Origin of the sequence: Paramagnetospirillum magneticum AMB-1, assembly GCF_000009985.1 — a bacterium.
Lineage (GTDB): Bacteria > Pseudomonadota > Alphaproteobacteria > Rhodospirillales > Magnetospirillaceae > Phaeospirillum > Phaeospirillum magneticum.
This window is the reverse complement of record NC_007626.1, coordinates 310529-336473: the sequence shown is the minus strand read 5'-3', so window position 1 is coordinate 336473 and position 25945 is coordinate 310529. Positions and strand designations below refer to the sequence as shown.

19 protein-coding genes are annotated in these 25945 nt (G+C 69.1%); 9 read left to right on the top strand and 10 right to left on the bottom strand.

Translation table 11 applies throughout. From position 1 onward, the window contains the following. Window positions 1-164: 164 nt before the first annotated feature. From cobJ to AMB_RS01495, 5 genes are all read right to left on the bottom strand, one after another. On the bottom strand, window positions 165-1958 hold the full coding sequence (gene cobJ / locus AMB_RS01515) for a precorrin-3B C(17)-methyltransferase (RefSeq protein ID WP_011382745.1): 1794 nt from the start codon (window positions 1956-1958) through the stop codon (window positions 165-167). Then, entirely contained in the window at window positions 1949-2647 is a 699-nt protein-coding gene (cobI, locus tag AMB_RS01510; protein ID WP_011382744.1) for a precorrin-2 C(20)-methyltransferase, read from the bottom strand. Before cobI ends, cobJ begins: the two co-directional genes overlap by 10 nt. Then, window positions 2644-3819, bottom strand: coding sequence for a bifunctional cobalt-precorrin-7 (C(5))-methyltransferase/cobalt-precorrin-6B (C(15))-methyltransferase (locus AMB_RS01505; protein WP_043743134.1), 1176 nt, complete (start codon window positions 3817-3819; stop codon window positions 2644-2646). Before AMB_RS01505 ends, cobI begins: the two co-directional genes overlap by 4 nt. Before the next feature lie 136 nt (window positions 3820-3955). Continuing rightward, entirely contained in the window at window positions 3956-4573 is a 618-nt protein-coding gene (locus AMB_RS01500; RefSeq protein WP_011382742.1) for a precorrin-8X methylmutase, read from the bottom strand. Between the two features lie 8 nt (window positions 4574-4581). Then, entirely contained in the window at window positions 4582-5562 is a 981-nt protein-coding gene (locus tag AMB_RS01495; protein WP_011382741.1) for a sirohydrochlorin chelatase, read from the bottom strand. Between the two features lie 146 nt (window positions 5563-5708). Here AMB_RS01495 and cbiB point away from each other — a divergent pair, with 146 nt between their 5' ends. Beyond that, window positions 5709-6704, top strand: coding sequence for an adenosylcobinamide-phosphate synthase CbiB (cbiB, locus tag AMB_RS01490; RefSeq protein WP_011382740.1), 996 nt, complete (start codon window positions 5709-5711; stop codon window positions 6702-6704). Here cbiB and AMB_RS01485 read toward each other — a convergent pair. Then, the gene (locus tag AMB_RS01485) at window positions 6693-8141 is read right to left on the bottom strand and encodes a cobyric acid synthase (RefSeq protein ID WP_043745787.1); all 1449 of its coding nucleotides are present in this window, start codon (window positions 8139-8141) and stop codon (window positions 6693-6695) included. The genes cbiB and AMB_RS01485 overlap by 12 nt on opposite strands. 124 nt (window positions 8142-8265) lie before the next feature. Here AMB_RS01485 and AMB_RS01480 point away from each other — a divergent pair, with 124 nt between their 5' ends. Further along, entirely contained in the window at window positions 8266-8931 is a 666-nt protein-coding gene (locus tag AMB_RS01480) for a M48 family metallopeptidase (protein WP_231848942.1), read from the top strand. Beyond that, complete coding sequence (locus AMB_RS01475; protein WP_011382738.1) at window positions 8925-10139, top strand: multidrug effflux MFS transporter; 1215 nt, start codon at window positions 8925-8927, stop codon at window positions 10137-10139. The genes AMB_RS01480 and AMB_RS01475 overlap by 7 nt, the downstream gene beginning before the upstream one ends. On the opposite strand, the gene AMB_RS01470 is transcribed toward AMB_RS01475, so the two are convergent. From AMB_RS01470 to AMB_RS01460, 3 genes are all read right to left on the bottom strand, one after another. Continuing rightward, entirely contained in the window at window positions 10108-11517 is a 1410-nt protein-coding gene (locus AMB_RS01470) for a sensor histidine kinase (RefSeq protein ID WP_011382737.1), read from the bottom strand. The two genes, AMB_RS01475 and AMB_RS01470, sit on opposite strands and share 32 nt — an antisense overlap. Before the next feature lie 12 nt (window positions 11518-11529). Beyond that, the gene (locus AMB_RS01465) at window positions 11530-13830 is read right to left on the bottom strand and encodes an NADP-dependent malic enzyme (protein WP_011382736.1); all 2301 of its coding nucleotides are present in this window, start codon (window positions 13828-13830) and stop codon (window positions 11530-11532) included. Window positions 13831-13937: 107 nt separating this feature from the next. Continuing rightward, window positions 13938-14465 carry a hypothetical protein gene (locus AMB_RS01460; RefSeq protein WP_043743127.1) on the bottom strand — a complete coding sequence of 176 codons (528 nt, stop codon included), beginning with the start codon at window positions 14463-14465 and terminating at the stop codon, window positions 13938-13940. Window positions 14466-14643: 178 nt separating this feature from the next. Between AMB_RS01460 and mutS the strand changes: the two genes are divergently transcribed. Continuing rightward, window positions 14644-17250, top strand: a complete 2607-nt coding sequence (mutS, locus tag AMB_RS01455) for a DNA mismatch repair protein MutS (protein WP_011382734.1) — start codon at window positions 14644-14646, stop codon at window positions 17248-17250. Beyond that, the gene (locus AMB_RS01450; RefSeq protein WP_011382733.1) at window positions 17247-18167 is read left to right on the top strand and encodes a nucleoside recognition domain-containing protein; all 921 of its coding nucleotides are present in this window, start codon (window positions 17247-17249) and stop codon (window positions 18165-18167) included. The genes mutS and AMB_RS01450 overlap by 4 nt, the downstream gene beginning before the upstream one ends. On the opposite strand, the gene AMB_RS01445 is transcribed toward AMB_RS01450, so the two are convergent. Further along, window positions 18164-21622: an FAD-dependent oxidoreductase gene (locus AMB_RS01445; RefSeq protein WP_148207248.1), complete on the bottom strand. Its 3459-nt coding sequence runs from the start codon at window positions 21620-21622 to the stop codon at window positions 18164-18166. The two genes, AMB_RS01450 and AMB_RS01445, sit on opposite strands and share 4 nt — an antisense overlap. Window positions 21623-21803: 181 nt before the next feature. On the opposite strand from AMB_RS01445, the gene AMB_RS01440 reads away from it, so the two are divergent. From AMB_RS01440 to AMB_RS01425, 4 genes are all read left to right on the top strand, one after another. After that, complete coding sequence (locus AMB_RS01440) at window positions 21804-22592, top strand: hypothetical protein (RefSeq protein ID WP_011382731.1); 789 nt, start codon at window positions 21804-21806, stop codon at window positions 22590-22592. A gap of 92 nt (window positions 22593-22684) precedes the next feature. After that, window positions 22685-23524, top strand: coding sequence for a M23 family metallopeptidase (locus tag AMB_RS01435; RefSeq protein WP_148207247.1), 840 nt, complete (start codon window positions 22685-22687; stop codon window positions 23522-23524). Window positions 23525-23581: 57 nt separating this feature from the next. Beyond that, window positions 23582-23785, top strand: coding sequence for a hypothetical protein (locus AMB_RS01430; RefSeq protein WP_011382729.1), 204 nt, complete (start codon window positions 23582-23584; stop codon window positions 23783-23785). Window positions 23786-23859: 74 nt separating this feature from the next. Continuing rightward, complete coding sequence (locus tag AMB_RS01425; protein ID WP_011382728.1) at window positions 23860-25899, top strand: bifunctional aldolase/short-chain dehydrogenase; 2040 nt, start codon at window positions 23860-23862, stop codon at window positions 25897-25899. Window positions 25900-25945 lie beyond the last annotated feature (46 nt).

Here is a 25945-nt window from a genome sequence, read left to right as displayed (position 1 = left end):
GGGGCAAGCGTCCCCTTATGCGAACTCCGTTTGAACACTTCGGGGCTTCCGCCCCGAACCCCGACCGAGAGGCAAAGCCTCCCGGCCCTCCATCTATTTGAAAATAAGGGGGTATGGGGCATCGCCCCATGCGGGTGCGGGCGGCAGCCCGCCCGGAGACCGTATTACACCATCTTCTTGCCGTAGCCCCTGGGCGTATAGGTCCAGGCATGCTGGCCGGCGGTGAAGGTGCGGGTCTCGCTGGAGCCCACCACCACCATGGTCAGCATGTCCACCTTGTCCACGTCCAGGTCGGCGAGGCGGATGACCTCCACCGTTTCGCCGGGGCGTCCCAGCTGCCGGGCCAGGATCACCGGCGTGTCGGGACCGCGGCCCGACAGCAGAATGTCGCGGGCCTTGGGCAACTGGTCGCGGCGGCGCTGGGAGACGGGATTGTAGAAGCACACCACGAAATCGGCCATGGCGGCGGCCTTGAGGCGGGTCTCGATGCTCTCCCACGGGGTCAGCAGGTCCGACAGCGAGATGGTGCAGAAATCGTGATTGACCGGAGCGCCGGCCCGCGCCGCCGCCGCCTGCAGCGCCGAGATGCCCGGCACCACGGTGATCTCGACCCGGTTCCAGTCGGCGCGCGCCCTGCGGTCCAGCAGCTCGAACACCAGGGTGGCCAGGGCATAGATGCCGGGATCGCCCGAGCACACCAGGCTGACCGTGCGCCCCTCGGCGGCGAGGTCCAGGGCACGGGCGGCCCGGGCCTCCTCGGCACCCAGCGCGCTTTCGTGCCGCTCCTTGCCGTGCGCCGCCGAGCCCAGCAGATCCAGATACAGGCCATAGCCCACCAGATCGCTGCTGGCCTCGATGGCGGCCTGGGCCTCGGGCGAGCGCCATTGCGGCGTGCCCGGGCCGATGCCCACCACGAACAGCCGGCCCCGCGCCCGGCCGACCGTCCGGGCGTCGATGGCCCGGGGCGAACGGGCCAGGGCCATGGTGGTGCGCGCCCCCTTGACCTTGGGCACCACCAAGGTGGCGTCGGCGCCCGCCGCCGCCAGGGCGGCGCCTTCGGCCACGCCGTGGCAACCGGTTTCGGCGAACACCACGTCGGAGGGATTGGCCAGGCGCGGCGCCTCGGCCTCCAACTCGGCCGGGCTGAAGAAGCGGGCGGGCACGCCCAATTCGGCGGCCAGGGCGTGCACCGCCGCCTCATCGGCCTTGAGATCGATACTGGCGACACAGGCGATGGATTTGGGCGACAACGCCTCCTGGGCCATCACGTCCTTGACCAGGGCGATCAGCTCCTGTGCCGAGGCATTGCGCTCGCACCCCACGCCCAGCGTCAGGGTCGGAGGATGCAGCACCAGTTCGTGATCATCGAATTCGACCGACCGGTCGGTCACCCGGATGGTGTGCTCGGCCTTTTCCACGAAGGGCAGGCCGTCCAGCCAGGCGACGTCTCCCGCCTCCACCTCCAGCGCCACCGCCTCCTCGGCCAGCAAAGCGGCGGTCACCGACTTGGCCGCGTCCGGATTGCCCACCCGCCAACCGGGCGGCGGGTCATCCAGCGCCACGCCCAGCGCCAGTTCCCCGGCGGTGGTCAGGGCGGGACGGACATCCAGGGCATGGGCGATCTGGCGGGCCAGGGCATTGGCGCCGTGATGGCCGCCCAGCAGCGGCACCACCGACGAGCCGTCCACGCCGGCGGCCAGGACCGGCGGCTCGGAATGCTTGTCGCCCAGCACCGGCCCCAAGGCACGGATCAGGATGCCGGCGGCGCAGATGCCGATGATCGGCGTACGCGCCGCGAACAGGGCGCGCAGATGGGCGCCGGTGTCCTGGAACCCCACATCGCCCTCCACCCGGCCGATCAGGCCGTGGATCGAGGCACCGGGCAGCACGGCCTTGATGGCGCGGGCGGTTTCCAGTCCGGCGGGGGTCACCACCACCAGGGCAATGTTCAAAGCCATGCGTTTCCTCTGCGGTGCACCAGGATGAGGGAGAAATAGGGAAGCTCGGTCACGGTGGCCGGGTCGTGGGCGCGGCGGCCCGGCAGACCGACCCTTTCCACGATGCGGGCCTTGTCCCACAGGCCCAGGCGCTGCAGCACGCCCCGGACCTTGGGCAGGTGGCGGCCCACTTTCATGATCACCGCGGCGTCCGAAGCCGCCAGCGCCGCCTCGATCTCGGCCTCGGTACGGGTGGCGGGAATGACGGCCACGCCGTCATCCCAGGCGCAAAGCGGCGCCTGCAGATCGGCGGCGGCGGCCATGATGGACGACACGCCGGGCACCACCTCGACGGGGAAGCGGGGCGACAGGCGGGCGAACAGGTAGATGAACGAGCCGAAGAAGAATGGGTCGCCCTCGCACAGCACCGCCACGTCGCGGCCCGCGTCCAGATGGGCGGCGATTTCTTCCGCCGCCCGGTCATAGGCCGCTTCGGTGCCGTCACGGTCCACGGTGAAGCCCATGCGGATGGCAATCTCTGTCTTGCCCGCCGGAATATGCGGCGCCGCGATGGTGCGCGCCAGCCCGTCCCCTTCCAGCGGCGCCGGCCAGGCCAGCACCGGAACTTCGGCGATCAGGCGCACCGCTTTGAGGGTCAGAAGCTCCGAATCACCGGGGCCGATGCCGATGCCGTAGAGGGTGGCGCTCATTTCTTCCACCCCACATAGCGGGTCACCGGCATGGCCGGATGCCAGGCGTGGAAGCCGCCCACCCGGTCGAGATGGGCCACGGACAGCCGGGTCATCTCGCCGCCGTGCAGGCCGAACAGGGCGACCAGCGCCGCCTCGCCCTCCATGGTCACCGCATTAGCCACCAGCCGCCCGCCGCGCCCCAGGGCCGACCAGCAGATATCCAGCAGCCCGGCCTCGGACACCCCGCCGCCCACGAAAATGGCGTCGGGCGGCTCGCGGTCCAGGGGCAGCGCATCGGGCGCCCGGCCGGCGATGATCTCCAGTCCCGGCACGCCCAGGCGCGCCGCGTTGCGGGCGATGCGGTCCAGGCGCTCGGGCTTGCTCTCGATGGCCACGGCTTGTCCGCCGGCCCGCATCCACTCGATGGCGATGGAGCCGCAGCCCGCCCCCACGTCCCACAGCACCTGACCGGGCAGGGGTGCCAGGGCGGCCAGGGTCGCGGCGCGGATATCGCGCTTGGTCAATTGCCCGTCGTGCTCGAAGGCCTCGTCGGGCAGGCCCGGCACGGTGGACAGGGGCCGGACGCCCCGGTCCAGACGGCACTCCACCGCCACCACGCAGAGATCCGAGGCGCAGCCGGAAACATCGGTGATCCGCTCGGCCGCTCCGCCCAGATTCTCCAGCACCACCACCGGGCTGGCCCCGTATCCATGCTGAGCCAACAAGGCCACCACCTTGGCCGGACTGGTCCGATCCTCGGCCAGGATCAGCAGACGCCGGCCCGGAGCCAGATGCGGCGCCAGGGAGTCCAGCGGCCGGCCGTGAATGGTGAGGAACAGGCAATCCTGCATGGCCCAGCCCAAGTGGGCGCAGGCCAGGGAAAAGGCGCCGGGATGGGGAACCACGCTCACCCGGTCGGCCCCGAACCAGCCCGTCAGGGTGACAGCGGCGCCGAACCACAGGGGCTCGCCGCTGGCCAGCACCACCATGCGCTTGTCGGCGCGGGCTTCCAGCAGGGTGCGGCTGTCGGCGAAGGGCGAGGCCCAGGTCAGCCGTTCGGCACCATTGGCGGGAATCATCGCCAGATGGCGGGCACCGCCCACCAGCACCTCGGCGCCATCGACCAGAGTCCGGGCTGCGGCGGAAAGACCGTCGAGACCGTCCTCGCCGATGCCGATCACGGTGATCATGGAAGCGTCTCCCAAGGCATGTCATCCCGACGACCAACGGGAGGAGGGATCTCATCCTGGTACGGCTTTTCAGCATGGGCACCGCCCCGCCAAGCGGAGATCCCTCGCCAGGCTCGGGATGACAGGGCGGAAAGGCTCATTTCAATCCCCCCGCCAGGGCGTTGACCGCTGCCGCCGCCATGGCGCTGCCGCCCCGGCGGCCCTTGAGCGCCACATGGGGCAGGCCCGAGGCGATCAGGGCGTCCTTGCTCTCCACCGCACCGACGAAGCCCACGGCGAAGCCCAGGATCACCGCCGGGCGGGGGGCGCCCGCCTCGACCAGTTCCAGCAGCCGGAACAGGGCGGTAGGGGCATTGCCCACCGCCACCACCGCGCCGCCCAGATGGGGCAGCCACTTCTCGACCCCCAGGGCCGAACGGGTGGTGGACGCCGCCTTGGCCTCGGCCTGGGTCACCTCGTTCAGGGTGCAGATCACCCGGTTGTCGGCGGGCAGATTGCGCCGGATGATGCCGTGGGCCACCATCTCGGCATCCACCAGGATGGGAGCGCCGCGCCGCAGCGCCTCGGCCCCCGCTTGGCCGGCGCCCTCGCTCCAGGCCAGATCGGCGGCGATGTCGGTCATGCCGCAGGCATGCACCACCCGCACCGCCAGATCGGCCAGATCGGTGGGCATGCGGGCCAGATCGGCCTCGGCCCGGATGGTGGCGAAGCTTTGGCGGTAGATTTCGGCGGGGTCACTGATCCAGGCGCCCATGGAACGCCTCAGTCGTGACGGTGGGGGCGGTAGGCGTGACCGTGGCCGTGATGGTGACCATGATCGTGATCATGCCCGTGACCGTGGTCATGATGATGGCCGTGATCCTCGTCGGTGCCGATGCCGCGCACATGGTGGTGATGCCCGGCCTGGACGGCGCCGACCGAGGCCTCGTAGCCCACCACCTGTTCGCGGTACTTGCAGAGCGAGCAGTTCATGGCGGGCGAGCCGTCGAGGATTTCCCCCACCCGCTCGACGAAGCTGTCGATCACCAGGGGGTGGTCGTTGAGGTAAGGCGCCTTGAGGAACTCGATTCCGGGATGGGCAGCGGCGGCTTGATCGGTCCACTCGTAGATGCGCTTGACCAGGATGCCGGTGAACAGGAAATACGGGAAGACGACGACCCGCTTGTAGCCCAGCCGGGTCACCCGCTCCAGGGCCTGGTCCACCAGGGGATAGGCCACGCCGGAAAAGGCGATCTCGGCCCAACCGAAGCCCATGCCTTCCCACAGCATGCGCGCCACCTTGGCGATATTGGAATTGGCGTCGGGGTCGTTGGTGCCGCGCCCCACCACCAGCAGCAAGGTGTCCTTGCGCTCGATGGCGACGTTCGAGGCGGCCTCGGCCTCCTCGATGCGGGCCCGCGCCGCGGCCAGCAGCTTGGTGTCGATGGCCAGTTCACGGCCGAAGGTGATGGGCAGGCCGGGATTCTCGGCGGCAAAGGAGTTGATCTCCCACGGCAGGTCATTCTTCACGTGACCGGCGGCGAACAGCATGCCCGGCACCGCCAGGATGCGCGACACGCCCTTGGCCTTCAGGGCATCGAGGCTGGTGCGGATGATGGGGGTGGCGAATTCCAGGAAACCGGACTCCACCTCGTATTGGGGCAGGCGCCGGGTCAGATGCCCGGCCAGCGCCTGGAATTCCCGGATGGCATCCACATCGCGGCTGCCGTGGCCGCATAACATCACACCGATCTTCTCGCTCATCTCGCCCTGGTCCTTGCCTTCGAGCCGCCCGGCTGGTCCATGCCTCCGGCCGGTTTGAAGCGCGGACTATAGGCGGGAGAGCCCGAACGATTCCAGCCAAATCATCCCGGTTGACGGGGCTCGCCCGCCCCGACAATCTTGGCTCCATGTTTCCGCTGTTCATGCATTCCACCCACGCGCCCGACGGGCTGATGCTGCTGTTCATGGCCATGGCCGTCGACGCCACCCTGGGCGAGATGGGGCCGCTGTTCCGCATCCTGCCCCACCCGGTGGTGCTGATCGGGCGCGTTATCGGCCTGTTGGACCGCCGCCTGAACCGGCCGGATCGGTCCGAGGCCGACCGCCGCCGCCGCGGCATCCTGGTGGCGCTGGGCCTCGGCCTCGGCGCCCTGGGACTCGGCGCGATCATGGCCTTCCTGGCCCGCACCCTGCCCCATGCCTGGCTGTTCGAGGTCTTCGTCGCCGCCACCCTGCTGGCCCAGCGCTCGCTGTTCGAGCATGTCTACGACGTGGCCATGGCCCTGAAGGACAGCGGGCTGGAGGCCGGGCGCTACGCCGTGTCGCGCATCGTGGGACGCGACCCGCAAAGCCTGGATTCCCACGGAGTGGTCCGCGCCGCCATCGAAAGCCTGGCCGAGAATTTCGGCGACGGGGTAGTGGCGCCGGTCTTCTGGTACGCCATTCTCGGCCTGCCCGGCCTGCTGCTGTACAAGACCATCAACACCGCCGATTCCATGATCGGCCACCGCAACGACAAGTACCGGGCCTTCGGCATGGCCTCGGCCCGGCTGGACGACCTGCTGAACCTGATCCCGGCCCGGCTGGCCGGGCTGCTGCTGGTTCTCGCCGCGCCCTTCGTGCCGAGGGGCCGTCCGTGGAGCGCCCTGGTCACCATGCTGAGGGATGCCCGCCATCACCGTTCGCCCAATTCCGGCTGGCCCGAGGCGGCGGCGGCCGGCGCCCTGGGTCTGGCCCTGGGGGGGCCGCGCAAATATCCGGGGCTGACCGTGGACGAAAAGTGGATCGGAACGGGCCGCGCCCGGGCGGAACCCGCCGACATTCAGCGGGCCTTGCATCTTTATACGGTGGCCTGCCTGCTTCAGGTGGGGCTGGTGATCCTGGCCCTGTGGCTACAGGCCTGAGATCAGCCGCAGCCGCCCCATGTCCAGATGCCGTTCCAGATGGTCGGCGAGATGGTCGAGCACACCGTCGACCATGGGCTCGTAGGCCAGCCCGCTCCCCTGCCCCAGCAAGGCGGCGCGAAAGGAATCCGAGCCGAACAGGCCGTGCAGATAGCAGCCCATGATCCGCCCGTCGGCCGACACCGCGCCGTCGGGCCGTCCCTCCAGGGTGAGGAACGGGCGGGCGGCATCGGGACCGGTGGTGCGGCCCATATGCATCTCGTAGCCCGTCACCCCATGACCGGCAGCATCGGTGCCGGCGGCGCGGCGCAGCACCTTGTCGCCCTCCATCACCGTCTCCACCCGCAACAGCCCCAGGCCGGCAGCCACGCCGCCCGCCGGGCCTTCCACGCCCAGGGGGTCGGAAACCCTTTGGCCCAGCATCTGGAACCCGGCGCAGATGCCCAGCACCCGGCCGCCCCGGCGGGCATGGGCCAGGATGTCGATGTCCCAGCCCTGGGCGCGCAGGAATTCCAGATCGGCGATGGTGGATTTGGACCCGGGCAGGATGATCAGATCGGCATCGAGGGGCAGCGGGCGCCCCGGCGCAACCATCTCCAGACTCACCCCCGGCTCGGCGGCCAGAGGGTCGAAATCGTCGAAATTGGCGATGCGCGAAAGACGCGGCACGGCGATCTTCACGGCTCCATCGCCCACCTTCCCCTTGCCGAGCGAGGCGGAATCTTCGGCGGGCAGCAGGGCGGCCTCGGCGAACCAGGGCACGATGCCCAGGCAGTCCAGCCCGGTCTTGTCGCGGATGATGTCCAGCGCCGGAGTGAACAGCGCGGGATCGCCGCGGAAGCGGTTGATGACATAGCCCTTCAGCCGGGCCCGCTCGGCTTCCGGCAGGATGGCCCAGGTGCCGACGATGGAGGCGATGACGCCGCCCCGGTCGATATCGGCCACCAGCACGACGGCCAAGTCGGCGGCCTCGGCAAACCCCATATTGGCGATGTCGGCGGCGCGGAGATTGACCTCGGCGGCGCTTCCCGCCCCTTCGACCACCATCAGGTCGGCTTGCGCCGCGAGGCGGCCGTAGCTTTCCAGCACGCGGGGCAGCAGGGTGGGCTTCAAGGCGTGGTAGTCCCGCGCCGTGGCGCTGGCGACGACCTTACCCTGCACCACCACCTGGGCACCGGTCTCGCTTTGCGGCTTCAACAGCACCGGATTCATGTCCGAGCCGGGCTCGATGCCTGCCGCGCGGGCCTGCAGCGCCTGGGCGCGGCCGATCTCGCCGCCATCCGCCGTCACGGCGGCGTTGTTGGACATGTTCTGGGGCTTGAACGGGCGCACGGCCAGTCCCTGGCGGGCGAACAGCCGGCACAGGCCCGCCGCCAGCAGCGACTTGCCCACATCCGAGCCGGTGCCTTGCAGCATGATGGCGGGTGTCTTGGTCATGGGCGGACTGTCGCAGACGGGGCGCATGGGGGCAAGACCAGACCAGGGCTTGTCTCCTTCGCCCCGATCACGATATGAGGAGGCCATGGGTCACGCTTTTCTCCTCCACCTCCACGGGCGCAGCTTGCCCCTCGTCGTCAAGCGGTCCGGCCGGGCGCGCAAGATGAGCCTGCGCCTCGATTCCGGCGGCGGGTCGGTGGTGGTGGTGCTGCCCGACGGGGTGCCCGAGCGCGAGGCCCTGCGCTTCGCCAACAGCCAGACCGCCTGGGTCGAAAGCCGCCTCGCCGTTCTGCCCGGCCCCGTCCCCTTCGCCCATGGCGGCGAAGTGCCGTTGCTGGGCGTGGCCCATCGCATCACCCACGAGCCTCAGGCGCGGCGCGGCGTGTGGGCCGAGGACGGGGTGATCCACGTCTCCGGCCCTCCCGAAAGCCTGCCCCGCCGGGTCGCGGATTTCCTGAAGGGCGAAGCCCGCGTGGTCATGGCCCACCATTGCCGCCAGTTGGCGACCCTTTTGGGCCGCAAGCCCGGCCGTATCTCGGTGCGCGACACCACCTCGCGCTGGGGCAGTTGCTCGGCCCGGGGCGATTTGTCCTTTTCCTGGCGGCTGGTGATGGCCCCCGACTGGGTGGGCCGTTACGTCGCCGCCCATGAGGTGGCCCATCTGGCCGAGATGAATCACGGCCCGGATTTCTGGGCGCTGGTCGAAGGACTGGCCGGAGACTGCAAGGCACCGCGCGACTGGCTGAAACGCCACGGGCCGCAATTGCACCGTTACGGGGGATCTTGTTGAATACCGTATCACCCTCGCGGCGCATGGCGGTGCTGCTGACCCTGCTGGTGGCGTTCGGGCCGGTCTGCACCGATCTTTACCTCGCCTCGCTGCCCGACATGGCCCGCGATCTGGCCACCACCACCACCATGGTGCAGTTGACCCTGTCGGCCTTCGTCGGCGGCTTTGCCGTCATGCAGCTGGTCTATGGCCCGCTGTCCGACCGCTTCGGGCGGCGGCCGCTGCTGCTGGGCGGTGTCGCCATCTATGTGGTGGCCAGCGTCTATTGCGTCTTCGCCCCCTCCATCGAGGCCCTGATCGCCGGGCGGTTCTTCCAGGCGGTGGGCGCCTGCTGCGGGCCCGTGCTGGGCCGCGCCGTGGTGCGCGACCTTTATGCCCGCGACCAGGCGGCCAAGGTGATGAGCTACATGGCCTCGGCCATGGCGTTGGCCCCGCTGGTGGCGCCCACCGTCGGCGGCTGGTTCCACACCCTGTTCGGCTGGCGCTCCAATTTCCTGCTGCTGGCCCTGTTCGGCGTCATCCTGCTGGTGCTGGTCTGGCGCATGCTGGGCGAGACCAACCAGCACAAGGACCCGGCCGCCCTCGATCTCGGCCGCATGCTGGAAAACTACCGCGAGATCCTGACCCACCGCCTGTTCCTCGGCTATGTCTTGACCATGACGGCGGCGTTCGGCGGGCTGTTCAGCTTCATCTCGGCGTCCAGCTTCGTGCTGATCGACGTCATGGGCATGGAGCCGCGCCATTTCGGCCTGGCCTTCGCCTTCGCCTCGGCCGGATTCCTGGTGGGCGGGTTCATCGGGGCCAGGCTCACCCACCGCTTCGGCATCGAACGCATGGTGTTCACCGGCACCCTGGGTTGCACCATCGCCGGCGTCACCCTGGCCGCCCTGGTGTGGTCGGGGCTGGCCAAGCCGGGCGGCATCGCGGGGATCGTCATGATCATGGGGCCGGTGATGGCGTTCTTCGCCTCCTGCGCCCTGGTGCTGCCCAATGCCACGGCGGGCGCCATCGCGCCCTTTCCCCGCGCGGCGGGGGCTGCCTCCTCGGCCATGGGCTTCATCCAGATGAGCGGCGGCGCCGTGGCCGGCTGGCTGGTGGGGACGCTCTACGACGGCTCGGCACGGCCGCTGGCCGCCATGGTGGCGGTGATGGGGCTGCTGTCCCTGCTGGTCTATCTCAGGCTGGTGCGGCCGGCAGCCAGACCGTGAAGGTCGAGCCCTCGCCCGGGCGGCTGTCGATGGCCAGCAGGCCGCGATGGTGGCTGACGATGTGCTTGACGATGGCCAGTCCCAGGCCGGTGCCGCCCATCTTGCGCGAGCGCGCCGTGTCCACCCGGTAAAAGCGCTCGGTCAGGCGGGGCAGGTGCTCGGCGGCGATGCCCTCGCCATGGTCCTTCACCGCCAGCTTGACCACCGGGCCGGCGCGCAACGCCGCCCCCGCTCCCGCCGGCAGATCCCCGGCCAGGGTGACGCTGACCTCGACCGTGGTTCCGTCATTGCCGTATTTGACGGCGTTTTCCATCAGGTTCTGCAGCAATTGCGCCAGCTGGTCCGACTGGCCGGTCACCGGGGGCAGGCCATCGGCCAGGGTGACCTCCAGGTCCATGCCGCGCGGGCTGGCCAGGGGGCGCAGCGCCTCGGCGGCGCTGGTGGCCAGCCGGGCGAGATCCACCGCCTCGCTGGGTGCCGAGTGCTCGTCCAGCTCGATACGCGACAGGGACAGAAGATCGGCCACCAGCCGGCTCATGCGGCCCGATTGCTCGGCCATGATGCCCAGGAATTTCTCCCGCGCCTCCTCGTCGTCGCGGGCCGGTCCCTGCAGGGTCTCGATGAAGCCCGACAGCGCCGCCAGGGGGGTGCGCAGCTCGTGGCTGGCATTGGCGACGAAATCGGCCCGCATGCGCTCCATGGCGCGGATGGCGGTCAATTCGTGCAGGGTCAGCAGGGCGATGGCCGCCTCGAAGGCCGGCTGGCCGTCCAGACGGTCGATGCGCGCCGCAAAGGTGCGCTCGACCGGAATGGCCTGGGAGAACTCGCATTCCCGCGACGGCGCGGCCCCCGACAGCACCGCCTGCACCGCCTCGGTGACCTGGGGATCGCGCAGCACGGCGGCCAGATCGCCCCCCGCCGGGTCCCGGCCGAACAGGCGGGTGGCGGCCCGGTTGGCCCGCACCACCCGGCGGCTTGAGTCCAGCAGCAGCAGCGGATCGGGCAGATTCTCCAGCAGGCTGGCATTCCAGCGCGCCGTCTCGGCCAGTTCGGCAGAGCGGTGCTGCCACAGCCGCCGCAGCGCCGCCACGGCGGCGGCGATCTCGGCCAGGGCCATGCCGTCCTTGGCCGGGGCGGTGGCGATGTCGCCGCCATGGGCCAGGGTGCGGACCCAATTGGCCAGCCCCGACAATTCGCCCAGATGGGAGCGGACCAGCGGCAGCAGCAGCGAGGTCACCATCACCCAGGTGCCGATGGCGGGCCAGACGTCGAGGCGCCCGGCCCCGGCCAGCACCACCAGCATGATGGCGGTGGGACTGGACAGGAACAGGGCGAACAGCAGGACACGGCCGCCGGTGACGGTTCCCCGGATCACCACGCGGCCTTCCGCTCAGCGCACCGCATCGTAGCTGGCCAGCACGGCCATGTTGACGATGTCATTGGCGGAGGCGTCCATGGAGGTGATCTGGACCGGCTTGGACAGGCCCACCAGGATGGGGCCGATGACGCTGGTGCCGCCCAGCTTCTGCAGCAGCTTGGAGGCGATGTGGGCCGAGTAGAGGCCCGGCATCACCAGCACATTGGCCGGCGCCTTCAGGCGGCAGAAGGGGAAATGGCTGAGCAGTTCGGGGTCCAGCGCCACGTCGGCGGCCATCTCGCCGTCATAGACGAAATCCACCTTGCGGGCGTCCAGCAGCCCCACCGCCTCGCGCACCCGGTCCGAGCGCTCGCTGCTGGGATTGCCGAAATTGGAATAGCTGATCATGGCGACACGGGGCTCGTGGCCCATCTGGCGGGCCTTGTGCGCCGTCTGCACCGCGATGTCGGCCAGTTGCTGCGGCGTGGGCGTCTCCATCACCGTGGTGTCGGCGACGAAGACCAGCTTGCCCTTGACCACGAATACCGTCATGCCAAACATCAGCTCGCCCGGCGTGGGGTCGATGACCTTCTTGATCTCCTCGAAGGCCTGCCAGTAATTGCGGGTCAGGCCGGTGACCATGGCGTCCGCATCGCCCGACTGCACCATCAGCGAGCCGAAAATATTGCGCTCCTGGTTCACCAGACGCTGGACGTCGCGATAGAGCGCGCCCCGCCGCTGCAGCCGCGCATACAGCATGTCGGTATAGGCCTTGGTGCGGGGCGAGATGCGCGAGTTGATGATGTCCAGGGATTCGGCCGCCGGCAGGCCGATATTCTTCATGGTCTCGCGGATGCGGTCCTCGCGCCCCAGCAGGATGGGATGGCCGAGACCCGCATTGGCGAAGGCCACGGCGGCGCGGATCTGCTTTTCCTCCTCGCCCTCGGCGAACACCACCCGCTTGGGATTGGCCTTCACCACGTCGGTGATGGTCTGCATGCCGGCGCTGGCCGGGTCGAGGCGGGCCGACAGCTCGCGCTTGTAGGCGCCCATGTCGATGATGGGCTTTCTGGCCACGCCGGAATCCATGGCGGCCTTGGCCACGGCCGGCGGGATGGAGGCGATCAGGCGCGGATCGAAGGGCACCGGAATGATGTAGTCGGGACCATAGCGCAGACGTCGGCCGGAATAGGCGGCGTCCACCTCGTCGGGCACGTCCTCGCGGGCCAGGGCGGCGATGGCCCGGGCGGCGGCGATCTTCATGGCGTCGTTGATGGTGCTGGCCCGCACGTCCAGCGCGCCGCGGAAGATGTAGGGGAAGCCCAGCACGTTGTTGATCTGGTTGGGATAGTCCGACCGGCCGGTGGCGACGATGGCGTCCGAGCGCACCGCCTTCACCTCTTCCGGGGTGATCTCGGGATCGGGATTGGCCATGGCGAAGATGATGGGCTTGGCCGCCATGGCGGCCACCATCTCGGGAGTCACCGCGCCCTTGACCGACAGGCCGTAGAACACGTCGGCGCCGTCCAGCGCCTCGGCCAGGGTGCGGGCCTTGGTGGGGACGGCGTGGGCCGACTTCCACTGGTTCATGCCCTCGGTGCGGCCCTGGTAGATGGTGCCCTTGGTGTCGCACAGCACCACGTTCTCGTGGCGTACGCCCATGGCCTTGGCCAGTTCGATGCAGGCGATGCCCGCCGCCCCGGCGCCGTTGACCACCACCTTGACCGTGGAGATGTCGCGGCCCGTGAGGTCGAGCGCGTTGATCAGCCCGGCGGCCGAGATGATCGCCGTGCCGTGCTGGTCGTCATGGAACACCGGAATGGGCATCAGCTCGCGCAGGCGCTGCTCGATGATGAAGCACTCGGGCGCCTTGATGTCTTCCAGGTTGATGCCGCCGAAGCTGGGGCCGAGATAACGCACGGCGGCGATGAACTCGTCCACGTCGCGGGTATCGACTTCCAGGTCGATGGAATCCACGTCGGCGAAGCGCTTGAACAGCACCGCCTTGCCTTCCATCACCGGCTTGCTGGCCAGGGCGCCGAGATCGCCCAGCCCCAGCACCGCCGTGCCGTTGGAGATCACCGCCACCAGGTTGCCCTTGGCGGTGTAATCGTAGGCCAACGAGGGATCGCGGGCGATGTGCAGGCAGGGAAAGGCCACGCCCGGGGAATAAGCCAGCGACAGGTCGCGCTGGGTGGCCAGCGGCTTGGTGGGGACCACCTCGATCTTGCCCGGGCGGCCCGAGGCATGCATCAGAAGGGTGTCGCGCTCAAGGGTATCGTTGCCCTTGGCTTCGGTGTTGCGCGAAGCCTCGGTGTGGAAATTGCTGGCCATGTCGTCTCGCTTCCCTGATCTCACCTGACGTCGGGACGTTGCCCGTCCCGTCTTGTTCCGGCATTGGAACGCCCGGGGAATGACCGCGTCCCCCCCCGGATATCCTGCTAATGCCGCGTCCCCTTGGCGCGTTCGAAGATGTGGATGTTGGCGCCGCCGGCATTGTCCAGCAGGGCGCGTACCTTGGCTTCCTCGTCGAGGGAATCGGTGGCGACCCACAAGATCACGCTGCCCGCCGCCAGGGCGCGGACGAATCCGTCGGAATCGGGAATGGCTGCCACTTCGTCCAGCACTTCCTTGACCGCCACGCTGCCGACGCCGGCCGCCACCAGGCCGGCGATCACCGCGCCCACCGGGCCGGCGGCCAGGGCGATCAGCCCGGCGGCTACCAGGGGGCCTTCATACTTGAGCTCGCCCATCAGGGCGATCAGGCCGTCGCGCCACTTGCGCGCCTTGGCCCCGGCCGGGCCCTCGGCGGCATCCAGGGAATCGTGGGAGGTCAGCACCGACAGCTTGTCACGGCCGAATCCCTCGGTCAGCAGGGCGGAAACCGCCGCCTCGAAATGAGCGCGGTCGGCAAAGGTACCCACCACTTCGCGGAGGGCACCGGGGCGGGGTTTAAGGGCGGCGGTCATGGGATTCTCCTCGTGTCGACCTTTGGGTATCCATTGTGCGCCGAAAGCGGGAGTCTGCAAAGGGGGCAGCACTTGCGCGCCATGACGTCCGTGTTACTGTGCCCCCGGTTTCCCTTACTGCAGCGATAGACCCGCCGTGACCGTCGAGACGCCCCCCATTCCAGACGACGCCACCCCCATGATGGCCCAGTATCTGGCCATCAAGCGGGCCCATCCCGATTGCCTGCTGTTCTACCGCATGGGCGATTTCTACGAGCTGTTCTTCGACGACGCGGTCAAGGCCTCGGCGGCGCTGGACATCGCGCTGACCAAGCGGGGCAAGCACGCCGGCGAGGACATCGCCATGTGCGGCGTGCCGGTCCGCGCCTACGAGGCCTATCTCGCCAAGTTGGTACGGTCGGGCTTCAAGGTGGCCATCGGCGAGCAGATGGAAGACCCGGCCGAGGCCAAGAAGCGCGGCTCCAAATCGGTGGTGGCCCGCGACGTGGTGCGCGTCATCACGGCGGGCACCCTGACCGAGGACACCCTGCTGGACGCCCGGTCCCACAATTACCTGGCAGCGGTGGCCGAAGCCCAGGGGACGCTGGGTCTCGCCTGGGTGGATGTCTCCACCGGCGACTTCGCCATGCAGGCCATCGCCCCCAAGACCCTGGCCGCCGCCCTGGCCCGCCTGTCGCCCGGCGAGTTGCTGGTGTCCGACCGCCTGCTGGGGGCTGCGGACTTCTTCGACGTCTGGGCCGATTGGAAGAACGTCCTGTCGCCCCTGCCCACCGCCCGCTTCGATTCCGAGAATTCCCGGCGGCGGCTGGAAGCCCTGTACGGCGTCGGCGCCCTGGACGGCTTCGGCGCCTTTTCGCGGGCCGAACTGGCGGCGGGCGGCGCCCTGGTGGATTACGTGGAGCTGACCCAGAAGGGCAAGCTGCCCCGCCTGTCACTCCCGAAGCGTCTGGCCGAGGGCGCGGTGATGGAGATCGACGCGGCGACCCGGCGCAACCTGGAGCTGGCCGAGACCCTGTCGGGCGAGCGCCGGGGCTCGCTGCTGGCCACCATCGACCGCACGGTGACGGGGGCCGGCGCCCGTCTGCTGGCCGCCCAACTGGCGGCGCCGCTGACCGATCCCCACGCCATCGAATGGCGCCTGGACATGGTGGGCTTCTTCGTCGAGCACGAGAGCGTGCGGGCCCAACTGCGCGAGACGCTCAAGCGCTGCCCCGACGTGGAGCGCGCCCTGTCGCGCCTGTCGCTGGGCCGCGGCGGCCCCCGCGACCTCGCCAATGTCCGCGACGCCCTGGCCGAGATCCCGGCGCTGCGCATGCTGGTCACCCAGTCCCACCTGGACACGCCGCCCGGCATCAACCAATGCGCCCGCGAACTGGGCGAGCATTCGGCCCTGGTGGACCGGCTCCAGCGCGCCCTCGCCCCCGACCTGCCGCTGAATGCGCGGGATGGCGGCTTCATCGCCCAGGGCTACCACGAGGGCCTGGACGAGTTGAAGGGTCTGAAGACCGAGAGCAACGGCCTGATGATGCGCCTGGAGAAGCGCTATCAGGACGAGACCGGCATCGCGTCGCTGAAGATCCGCCACAACAACATCATCGGCCATCATATCGAGGTGCCGTCCAAGCAGGCCGACCGGCTGGGCGAGGGCTATATCCACCGCCAGACCATGGCCAACGCGGCGCGCTACACCACCACCGAGCTGATCGAGCTGGCCGGCAAGATCACCGGCGCCGCCGACCGCGCCCTGGCGCTGGAGATGGAATTGCTGGCCGACCTGATCGGCGAGGTGACGGCCCGCGCCGCCGAGATCGCCCTGGCCGCCGCCGCCCTGGCCGGTCTCGACTGCGCCTCGGCCCTGGGCGAGATGGCCTCCTCGGCACGCTGGTCGCGGCCCCGGGTGGACGACAGCACCGCCTTTGACATCAGGGGCGCCCGCCATCCGGTGGTGGAGGCGGCGCTGGAGGCCGCCCGGTCAGGCCCCTTCGTCGCCAACGATTGCGATCTGGCCGATTCCCAGCGTCTGTGGCTGGTCACCGGTCCCAACATGGCGGGTAAGTCCACCTTCCTGCGCCAGAACGCGGTGATCGCCATCCTGGCCCAGATGGGCTCGTTCGTGCCCGCCGAATCCGTCCATATGGGCGTGGTCGACCGGCTGTTCTCCCGTGTCGGCGCCGCCGACGATCTGGCGCGGGGGCGCTCCACCTTCATGGTGGAGATGGTGGAGACCGCCGCCATTCTCAATCAGGCCGGGCCGCGCGCTTTGGTGATCCTCGACGAGATCGGGCGCGGCACCGCCACCTTCGACGGCCTGTCCATCGCCTGGGCGGTGGTGGAGCATCTGCACGAGGTCAATCGCTGCCGCGCCCTGTTCGCCACCCATTATCATGAGCTGACCCGCCTGACCTCGCGTCTGGCGGCGCTGTCGTGCCACATGATGCGGGTCAAGGAGTGGCAGGGCGACGTGGTCTTCCTGCACGAGGTGGGGGCCGGCGCCGCCGATCGTTCCTACGGCATCCATGTGGCGCGCCTGGCCGGGCTGCCGCCCGCCGTGGTGGGCCGCGCCGAGGAGGTGCTGGGCATTCTGGAAAAGTCGGATCAGGCCTCAGGCATGGCACGGCTCGCCGACGACCTGCCGCTGTTCGCAGCACTGGCCAAGCCCAGGCCCGCCGCCACGGCCCTTCCGCAGGCGTCTCCGCTGGAAGAAGCGCTGAAGGCGGTCAATCCCGACGACCTGACGGCGCGACAGGCGCTGGATCTGGTCTATGAGCTGAAGCGGTTGCTGTGAACAGCCTGATCACCATCATCCTGCCCGCCGGCCGCTCGGCCATCGAGCTGTCGCTGTTCGTGCTGCTGCCCATCATGGTGGTGATGCTGTCCATGATGCGGCTGCTGGAGGCCTGGGGCGTCCTGGACTGGCTGGTGGCGAGGCTGACCCCCGTCCTGCGCCCCTTCGGCCTGACCGGGCTGGCCACCTTCGCCGCCATCCAGGTGAGCTTCGTCAGCTTCGCCGCCCCGGCCGCCACCCTGGCCATGATGGAGCAGCGCGGCACCTCGGACCGCCATCTGGCCGCCGCCTTCGCCATGGTGCTGGCCATGGCCCAGGCCAACGCCGCCTTTCCCCTGGGAGCCCTCGGTCTGCATGTGCTGCCGGTGCTGGGCGTTTCGCTGGTGGGCGGATTGCTCGCCGCCGCCATCGCCTATCACGTGGCCGGGCGGACTCTGTCGGCCGAGGAGCAGGTGCTGGACGAGACGCTGAAGCACGCCGTGGCCGAGAACGCCAAGGGCGTTGTCGACGTCATCAACCGGGCCGGCGCCGAGGCCTTCCGCATCGCCATCAGCGCCATTCCCATGCTGGTGGTGTCGCTGACGGTGGTCACCGCTCTGCGGCAGGCCGGCGCCATCCAGGCGCTGACCAATGCCCTGCCCTTCGTCGATCCCGATCTGGTCCTGCCCGCCGTCACCAAGTATCTGGCGGGCGGCACCGCCATGCTGGGCGTGGTGGACGAGCAGGTCCGCGCTGGCCATCTGTCGCCCGCCCAGCTCAACACCTGGGCGGGCATCCTGATCCATCCCCTGGACTTTCCCGGGGTGGCGGTGCTGATGGCCGCCGGCCCCCGGACGGCCCGGGTGTGGAAGCCCGCCGTGCTGGGCTCCCTGGCCGGCATCGCATTGCGCGGCGCACTGCACATGGCCTTGAATTAACCCCGCAACCCCGCCTGCCGCAGCGAGCGGTCGATCCAGGCCCGGCCCAGCTTCTCCCAGGTGGAGTTCTGGCCCAGGCGCTCGGCCAGGCTGGCGAAGTCCACCTTGTCCAGGGGCTGGTCCTGGTCAAAGCAGGTGAACACCACCTTCTCCTCGCCGGTGACCGGGTCCTTGTGCTTTTGCAGGCACTGGGCACAGACCTCCTTCAGCATGCATTGCATGGGCGAGTTGATGGAGCCGATGCCCTGGTGCTCGCGCTTGAGGAAGGGGGCGAGGCGGTCGTGGCGGGCCTTGGCCACCGCCGCCATCATGCGGTCCGAGCCGATGGCGATGATGCGGTCCACGTCGGTGATGGGAATGGTCTGCTCGCCCAGCCGGCCCTCGCCATAGGCCACCATGGCCTCAACGATATTGCCGACGAAGGCGCGGTCCTGGGGCCGGTTGGGGGCAAAGGCCTCGCCGCCATCCACGCACCAGATCACCACGTCGGCGGCGGCCTCGATATCGGCCACCTTGAAACGGTCATGGGCATTCTTGTAGCCGGCGAAGTACAGCACCCTGGAGCCCCGCTGGCGGAAGGCGGCGCCGATGGAGAACAGCACGGCATTGCCGAGACCGCCACCGGCCAGCAGCACGGTTTCCGAGCCGCAGACATGGGTGGGCGCCCCGGTCGGCCCCATCAGCACCACCGGCTCGCCGGGGGTGAGATGGGCGCACAGATCGCTGGAGCCGCCCATTTCCAGGACGATCAGCCCGACCAGCCCCTGCTCCTTATCCACCCAGGCTCCGGTCAGCGCCAAACCTTCCATGGCCAGGGTGGTCTCGCCCACCTTGCGGGCCAGCATCTCGAAGTTCTGCAGGCGGAAGAACTGGCCGGGACGGAAGGCCTCGGCCGCCGCCGGGGCCTTGATCACCACCTCGATGATGGTGGGGGTCAGGCGGTTGACCGCGTGCACCCGGGCGCGCAGCCGGGTGTTGAGGGTGGCGAACAACTGGGAGGCCGGCACCGGATTGGCGGGCCGGCGCTCCATGGCGCGGGTCACCACCGGATGGCCCTGCTTGGCCGAGGCCATGGCCGAGACCACGTTGCCGGCATAGGACGGATGCAGATCGCCGAAGAAGCTGACCGTGCGGTCATGGCCGTCGATATGCATCAGCACGTGAACGGCGCCGGGCTTGGTGCGGCGGTCGGGAGTGACCGCCTGCCCGTCCTCGTCCACCGCCTGGAAGTACTTGCCGTCCAGGTGGATGCCCTTGGCCTCGCGGGCGGGGGTGGTGTTGGGCACGGTGCCCGCCGCCACCAGCACGGAGCGGGCGGGCAGCCGGTGCGGTTGGCCATCGCGGTCCTTGAGCTGAATGCCGTGGGCGGCGCCGAAATCGTCGGTCTCCACCGCCACCGGGCTCATGCCTTCGAGGAAGCGGATGCCCTCTTCCAGGGCCTTGGAGATTTCCTCGTGATTGCGATAGGCCGGGCTGTCGGTCAGGCCGCGGCGATAGACCACGCTGGCCCCGCCCCAGGATTGCAGCAGTTCCAGGATGCGCGGGGCGCGGCCCTCGGCACTGGCGGCGCGGCGCTCGGCGCGGATGGCCTCGGCATGGGCGATGAACTCGTCGGCGATCGCGTGCTCTTCCTCGGACCAGTGGACCCGCACCGCGTGCTCGCCTTTTTCCGCCACCAGCTGTTCGTGGCGCGACAGGAACTTTTCCACCTGGATGGGGTAATAGGCCATGGCCTCGGTGCAGGTGTCGATGGCGGTCAGGCCGCCGCCGATCACCACCACCGGCAACCGCAATTGCAGATTGGCCAGCGTGCCCTTGCGGGCCGCGCCGGTGAGTTGCAGCGCCATCAGGAAGTCCGAGGCCTGCCGCACCCCCTTGGCCAGGCCGCCCGGCATGTCGAGGATGGTGGGCTTGCCCGCTCCCGTCGCCAGGGCCACATGGTCGAAGCCCAGCGCGAACGCCTCCTCCAGGGTCAGGTTGCCGCCGAACCGCACGCCGCCGAACAGGGCGAACTCGGACCGGCGCTCCAGCAGCAGGCGGATGACGTCGAGGAAGTTCTTGTCCCAGCGCACGGTGATGCCGTACTCGGCGACGCCGCCGAAGCCGCCCATGACGCGCTCGCCCAGGGGCTGCCACAGGGAGCGGATATCGCGGATGGGGCGGAAGGCCACCCTCTGGCCGAAGGTGTCCACGCCCGACAGGTCCGAGGCCAGCGGCTCGATCTTCAAGCCGTCCACCGCCACCACATGGTGGCCGTCCTGCATCAGGTGATGGGACAGGGTGTAGCCCGCCGGCCCCATGCCCACCACCAGCACCTTGCGCCCCGAATCGGGCTTAGGCAGCGGGCGGCGGATATTGGCCGGGTTCCAGCGGGTCAGCAGGGAATAGATCTCGAAGCCCCAGGGCAGCTCCAGCACGTCCTTCAGGGTGCGGGTCTCGGCCTCGGGCACGTTGACCGGGTCGCGGTTCTGGTTCTGGTAGACGCAGGCGGTCATGCAGTCGTTGCAGATGCGGTGCCCGGTGCCCGCCGCCATGGGATTGTCCACCACGATGACGGCCAGCGCCGCCAGGGCGTGGCCGGCGGCCTTGACCTCGTGCATCTCGGAGATCTTCTCCTCGAGGGGGCAGCCTTCCATGGTGACGCCCAGGGCGGTCTTGGCGGTCTCGCCGGTCTTCCTGTCCTTCATGCCCTTGGAGCAGGAATCGCGGCCCTGGTGATGACAGAGGATACAGTAATTGATCTCGTCCAGCGCCCCGGCCAGATCGGTGCCGGCATCGGTGAGGTTGAAGCCCTCGCGGCGGCGCAGCCGCCCGGCCTCGAATTCCAGGACCGGCACGCCGCACACGTCGCCCTTGACCACCGGCACCTGATGCAGGGGATCGTGCTTGGCCGGCACCTTGAACAGGATGCCGTGGGGATGATAGGCGCTGTCATTGGCGGCCACCTTGGCGGCGGCCAGACGGGCGGCCAGCTTCAGCTCTTCGCCATGGGCGGCCTCGTCGTCCATCCAGGCCAGGACGCGCCGGGCGAAACCGGCTTCCGAGAAGGGCTCGCCCACCTTCAGCGCGTATTCCATTTCCAGGGCGCGGGCGTCCAGGGTGGCGGCCTCGTCCGGCTTGATGTCCTTCAAGGCCCGGCGCTGCACGAACAGGCGCTTGGCCTGATAGAGCGGCGCCAGGGTGTCCTGGCGGGCTCTCAACTCGCCGGCGGCGGCGCGGATGGAGAACAGCTCGGCCAGGAAATCGTCCAGATGGGGCGCCAGCTCGACCAGCAGCGCCGATTCGTCCTTGGGCGCCAGGGCACCCGGCTCGGCGCGGGCGGCCTTGAGGCGTCCGGCCAAGGCCTCGTCGGCGGCGGCGAGCGCACCCAGGAAGGCGGCGTCAACCCGTTCCAGGCCAGGGCGCTGATACAGGTCGTTGAAGGAAAGGCCATGCCCAAGGGCCGGATGCGTCATGTCCACACTCATGGTTTGAAATGCCTCAGGATCAGCGGAACCCCCCGCTCGTCAATCTGATATGGCATTGTGTAGAATTATTCACAACGACAAATTTTTTGTGGAGAATATGGGTAACACCTCGTTAACGCCACCGGAGCTACCTTAAGGACGATGGGGAGTGGGTTGCAGGACGGACAGGATGGATCATCCCGTGGAGAAGCCGGCGACCACCGAGGAACAGGAGGCCCTGTTCCAAGCCATCATCCTGAAAATGCCCGGCGTGACCAATCCGGCCAAGCTGGAGCAGCTGACCCTGCTGGCGCTGGACCTGATGCTGCGCCGTCCCTTCGACAAGGAGCTGCGCGCCGCCTTGCGGCGCCGGGTGCAGGAGTCCATGGCCGAGGTCAAGCCCGGGCACACCCCGGAGGTTCAGCGCAACGAGATGCGCATCGCGGCGCGGGGCTGCATCGAGGTGCTGCGCGCCGCAAAGGAACAGCGCCTGCCGCGCTCGGTCACCGACAACTGGGCCCAAAGTAAGGACGGCAAGTTCCATCCGCCCCATCACCGCGTCACGGAAGAAGAGCAGGAGGAGGGGCGCGGACTGCGCATCGCCGCCGCCGCCCTGGTCGCCCTGACTCTGGCCATCGGCGGCTATATCTGGTGGAGCCGCTCGCAGGAGCCGGCCGAGAGCACCAGCAGCGAAACCGACCGCTTCGTCGCCCAGATGGTCGAATCCGCCCAGGGCAACGCGCCGCCGTCCCACCTGTTCGGCGGCGCCATCCGGGTGACCTCCATGAACGGCGTGCCGGTGGTCATCGCCGAACGGGTTCCGCCGCGCATCTGCTCGGCGTCGGGCATGAAGCTGGTGAAGAAGGGCCTGCTCAGCGTCAATGGCGTCACCCCCACCCGGGTGTCGTCGGCCATCATCACAGAATTGTGCAACAAGGACGGAGGCGGCGATGCCACGCTCATGTGGGCGCCGAAATAGATCATTGAGCGTCAAATATGACGCGCAATGATCCTGGTTTATGTCAGTCCCTCGCCGGGCGCGCGCCTTCAGCGCGCTTGGCCGCCGCCTCAATGGCGGCTGTCGTCCTGCTGCTTTCCCTTGTCTGGACCTGTTCCGCCGCCGCCGGAACCGTGCTGACCGGCCGGGCCGAGCAGGGCGGACTGGTGGCCGGGGCCACCGATCCCGGGGCGCGGGTCAGCCTGGACAGCCGTCCGGTGCCGGTCGACCGCCAGGGCCGCTTCCTGCTGGGCTTCGGCCGCGACGCCGCCGCCACGGCCGAGTTGCTGATCGCCCTGCCCGATGGACGCGCCGAAGTCCGCGCCCTGGCCGTCTCGCGTCGGGACTGGCGGATTCAGCGCATCGAAGGGGTGCCGCGGGAAAAGGCCGAACCCGATGCCGCCTCCCTGGCCCGCCTGAAGGCCGAGGCGGCCATGGTCCGCGCCATCCGCGAGCGCATCACCCCGGAGCCCCAGTACCTGGGCGGATTCCTGCGCCCGGCCGACGGCCCGGTCTCCGGCGTGTTCGGCAGCCAGCGAGTCTATAACGGAAATGGCGGGGCGCCGCATTCCGGCCTGGATATCGCCGCCCCGGCCGGCGCGCCGGTGCATGCCTGCGCCGACGGCACCGTCGTCCTGGCCGCGCCCGATCTGTTCCTGACCGGGCGCACCGTGATGATCGACCATGGCCTGGGGCTGATCTCCAGCTACGCCCACCTGTCGCGGCTGGACGTGGTCGCCGGAGCCAAGGTGCGCCGGGGCGATCTGGTGGGCGCCATCGGCGCCACCGGCCTGGCCACCGGCCCTCATCTGCACTGGGGCATGTCGTGGCTGGATATCCGCCTCGACCCCGAAGCCGTCGAGAATACGCTCAACGCCCTATACGCAAGTATAAGCTTGAACAAAAAGCAGTAGCATTTTTACTCCTTCGTATGATACCTACTTCTTGCGGATAGGTTCTGCGGGGATGCCATGCACACGCTGCCGGGCGCCAATGGTGGGAACGACACCCTGGGCGATGATATTCTGGACGAGTTGGAGGGCGAGGCTCTGGTGATCCTGGAGCATCCGGACCAGCACGCCGCCATCACCGTGAACATGGCGCGCAAGACGCTGCAGATCGTCCAGCGCCTGCGCAGCGGCCCCAATTCCGGCGCCCTCGGCCAGCCGGCCTGAGCCTTCCTCTTCCCACTCCCCGGAACATGGCGTAATAATCGCGCCTCCCATTTTCGCCCGTTCCGAGGTCCTCCATGAAATCCCTGTGGTCCGATGCAGATGCCGAGTCCTTCGTCACGCGCTATGCGCCCGAAGGCGTCAACCGCGATCTGGCATTGCGCGTCTACACCACCCGCCTGCTGGGCGGCGACCCCCGGCTGGTGCTGCATGGCGGCGGCAATACCTCATGCAAGACCACCGTCACCGACCTGCTGGGCGAGACGGTCGAGGTGCTGTGCGTCAAGGGTTCGGGCTGGGACATGGGCGATATCGAGCCCGCCGGCCTGCCCGCCGTACGCCTTGCCCCGCTGCTGAAGCTGCGCCGGCTGGACAGCCTGTCCGACGAGGACATGGTGGACTACCAGCGCGGCAACCTGATGAACTCGGCCTCGCCCAACCCCTCGGTGGAAACGCTGCTGCACGGCTTTCTGCCGCACAAGTTCATCGACCACACCCATTCCACCGCCGTGCTGTCCCTGGTGGACCAGCCCGACGGCGAAGCCCTGGCCCGCGAGGTCTATGGCACGCGCATGGGCTATGTACCCTACATCATGCCGGGTTTCGCCCTGGCCAAGAAGGCGGCCGAAATCTACGAGCAGGACCCCACGGTGGAGGGGCTGATCCTGGTCAAGCACGGCATCTTCACCTTCGCCGATAATGCCAGGACCGCCTATGAGCTGATGATCGAGATGGTCACCCTGGCCGAGCAGCGGCTGGAAAAGGGCCGCAAGCCCCTGGTCGCCGCCACGGGCCTGCCCAAGGACCCCGCCCCCCTGGCCGAGGTGGCGCCCATCCTGCGCGGCCTGCTGGCCAATGGCCCCAAGCGCCGGATTCTGGACTTCCGCACCTCCAACGCTATCCGCGCCTATGTGGACGGCGCCGAGATCGGCCGCTACTCCCAGCAGGGCGTGGTGACCCCCGACCACACCATCCGCACCAAGAATTGGCCGGTGGTGCTGCCCGCCCCCGAGGCGGGAAAAACCGCCGAATGGGCCGAGGCGGCGCAGGCGGCCATCGAGTCCTTCGAGGCCAAGTACCACGCCTATTTCAGCCGCAACAACCAGCGGCTGGGCAACATCAAGACCGAGCTTGACCCCAAGCCCTGCGTCGCCCTGGTGCCCGGCCTGGGCCTGTTCGGCATCGGAGCAAGCGCCAAGGACGCGGCCATCGCCGCCGATATCGCCGTCAACACGGTGGAAAGCATCACCGACGCCGAGGCGATCGGCCGCTTTGAGCCGGTGGGCGAGGCCGATCTGTTCGACCTGGAATACTGGTCGCTGGAACAGGCCAAGCTGGGCAAGGCCGCCGAGAAGCCCCTGGCCCGTCAGGTGGTGGTGGTCACCGGCGGCGGCTCGGGGATCGGCGCGGCCACCGCCAAGGCCTTTGCCAAGGAGGGCGCCGAAGTGGCGGTGCTCGACCGCGATGCCGACGCGGCGGCCAAGGCGGCCAAGGCTTGCGGCGGCAAGGCCCTTGGCATCGCCTGCGACGTCACCGACCCGGCCAGCGTGCGCGCCGCCTTCGACCGCGTCGCCGAGCGCTTCGGCGGCGTCGACGTGGTGGTCAGCAATGCCGGCGCCGCCTGGCAGGGCGCGGTCGGCGAGGTGGACGATTCCACCTTGCGCGCCTCGTTCGAACTGAACTTCTTCGGCCATCAGGCGGTGGCCCAGAATGCCGTGCGCGTCTTCAAGGCCCAGGGCACCGGCGGCGCCCTGCTGTTCAACGCCTCGAAGCAGGCGGTCAATCCGGGCAAGAATTTCGGCCCCTATGGCCTGCCCAAGGCCGCCACCCTGTTCCTGATGAAGCAATACGCCCTGGATCACGGCAAGGACGGCATCCGCTCCAACGCGGTCAATGCCGACCGCATCCGCTCGGGCCTGCTCACCGACGACATGATCAAGAGCCGCTCCTCGGCGCGAGGCCTGTCGGAACAGGATTACATGGGCGGCAACCTGCTGGGCCGCGAGGTCACCGCCGAGGACGTGGCCGACGCCTTCGTCTGGCTGGCCAAGGCCTCCAAGGTCACAGCCTGCACCGTCACCGTGGACGGCGGCAATATCGAGGCGTCGCTGCGGTAAAAACAAAAAGGGCGGGCCCTTGGGGCCCGCCCTGTCGCGTATGCGG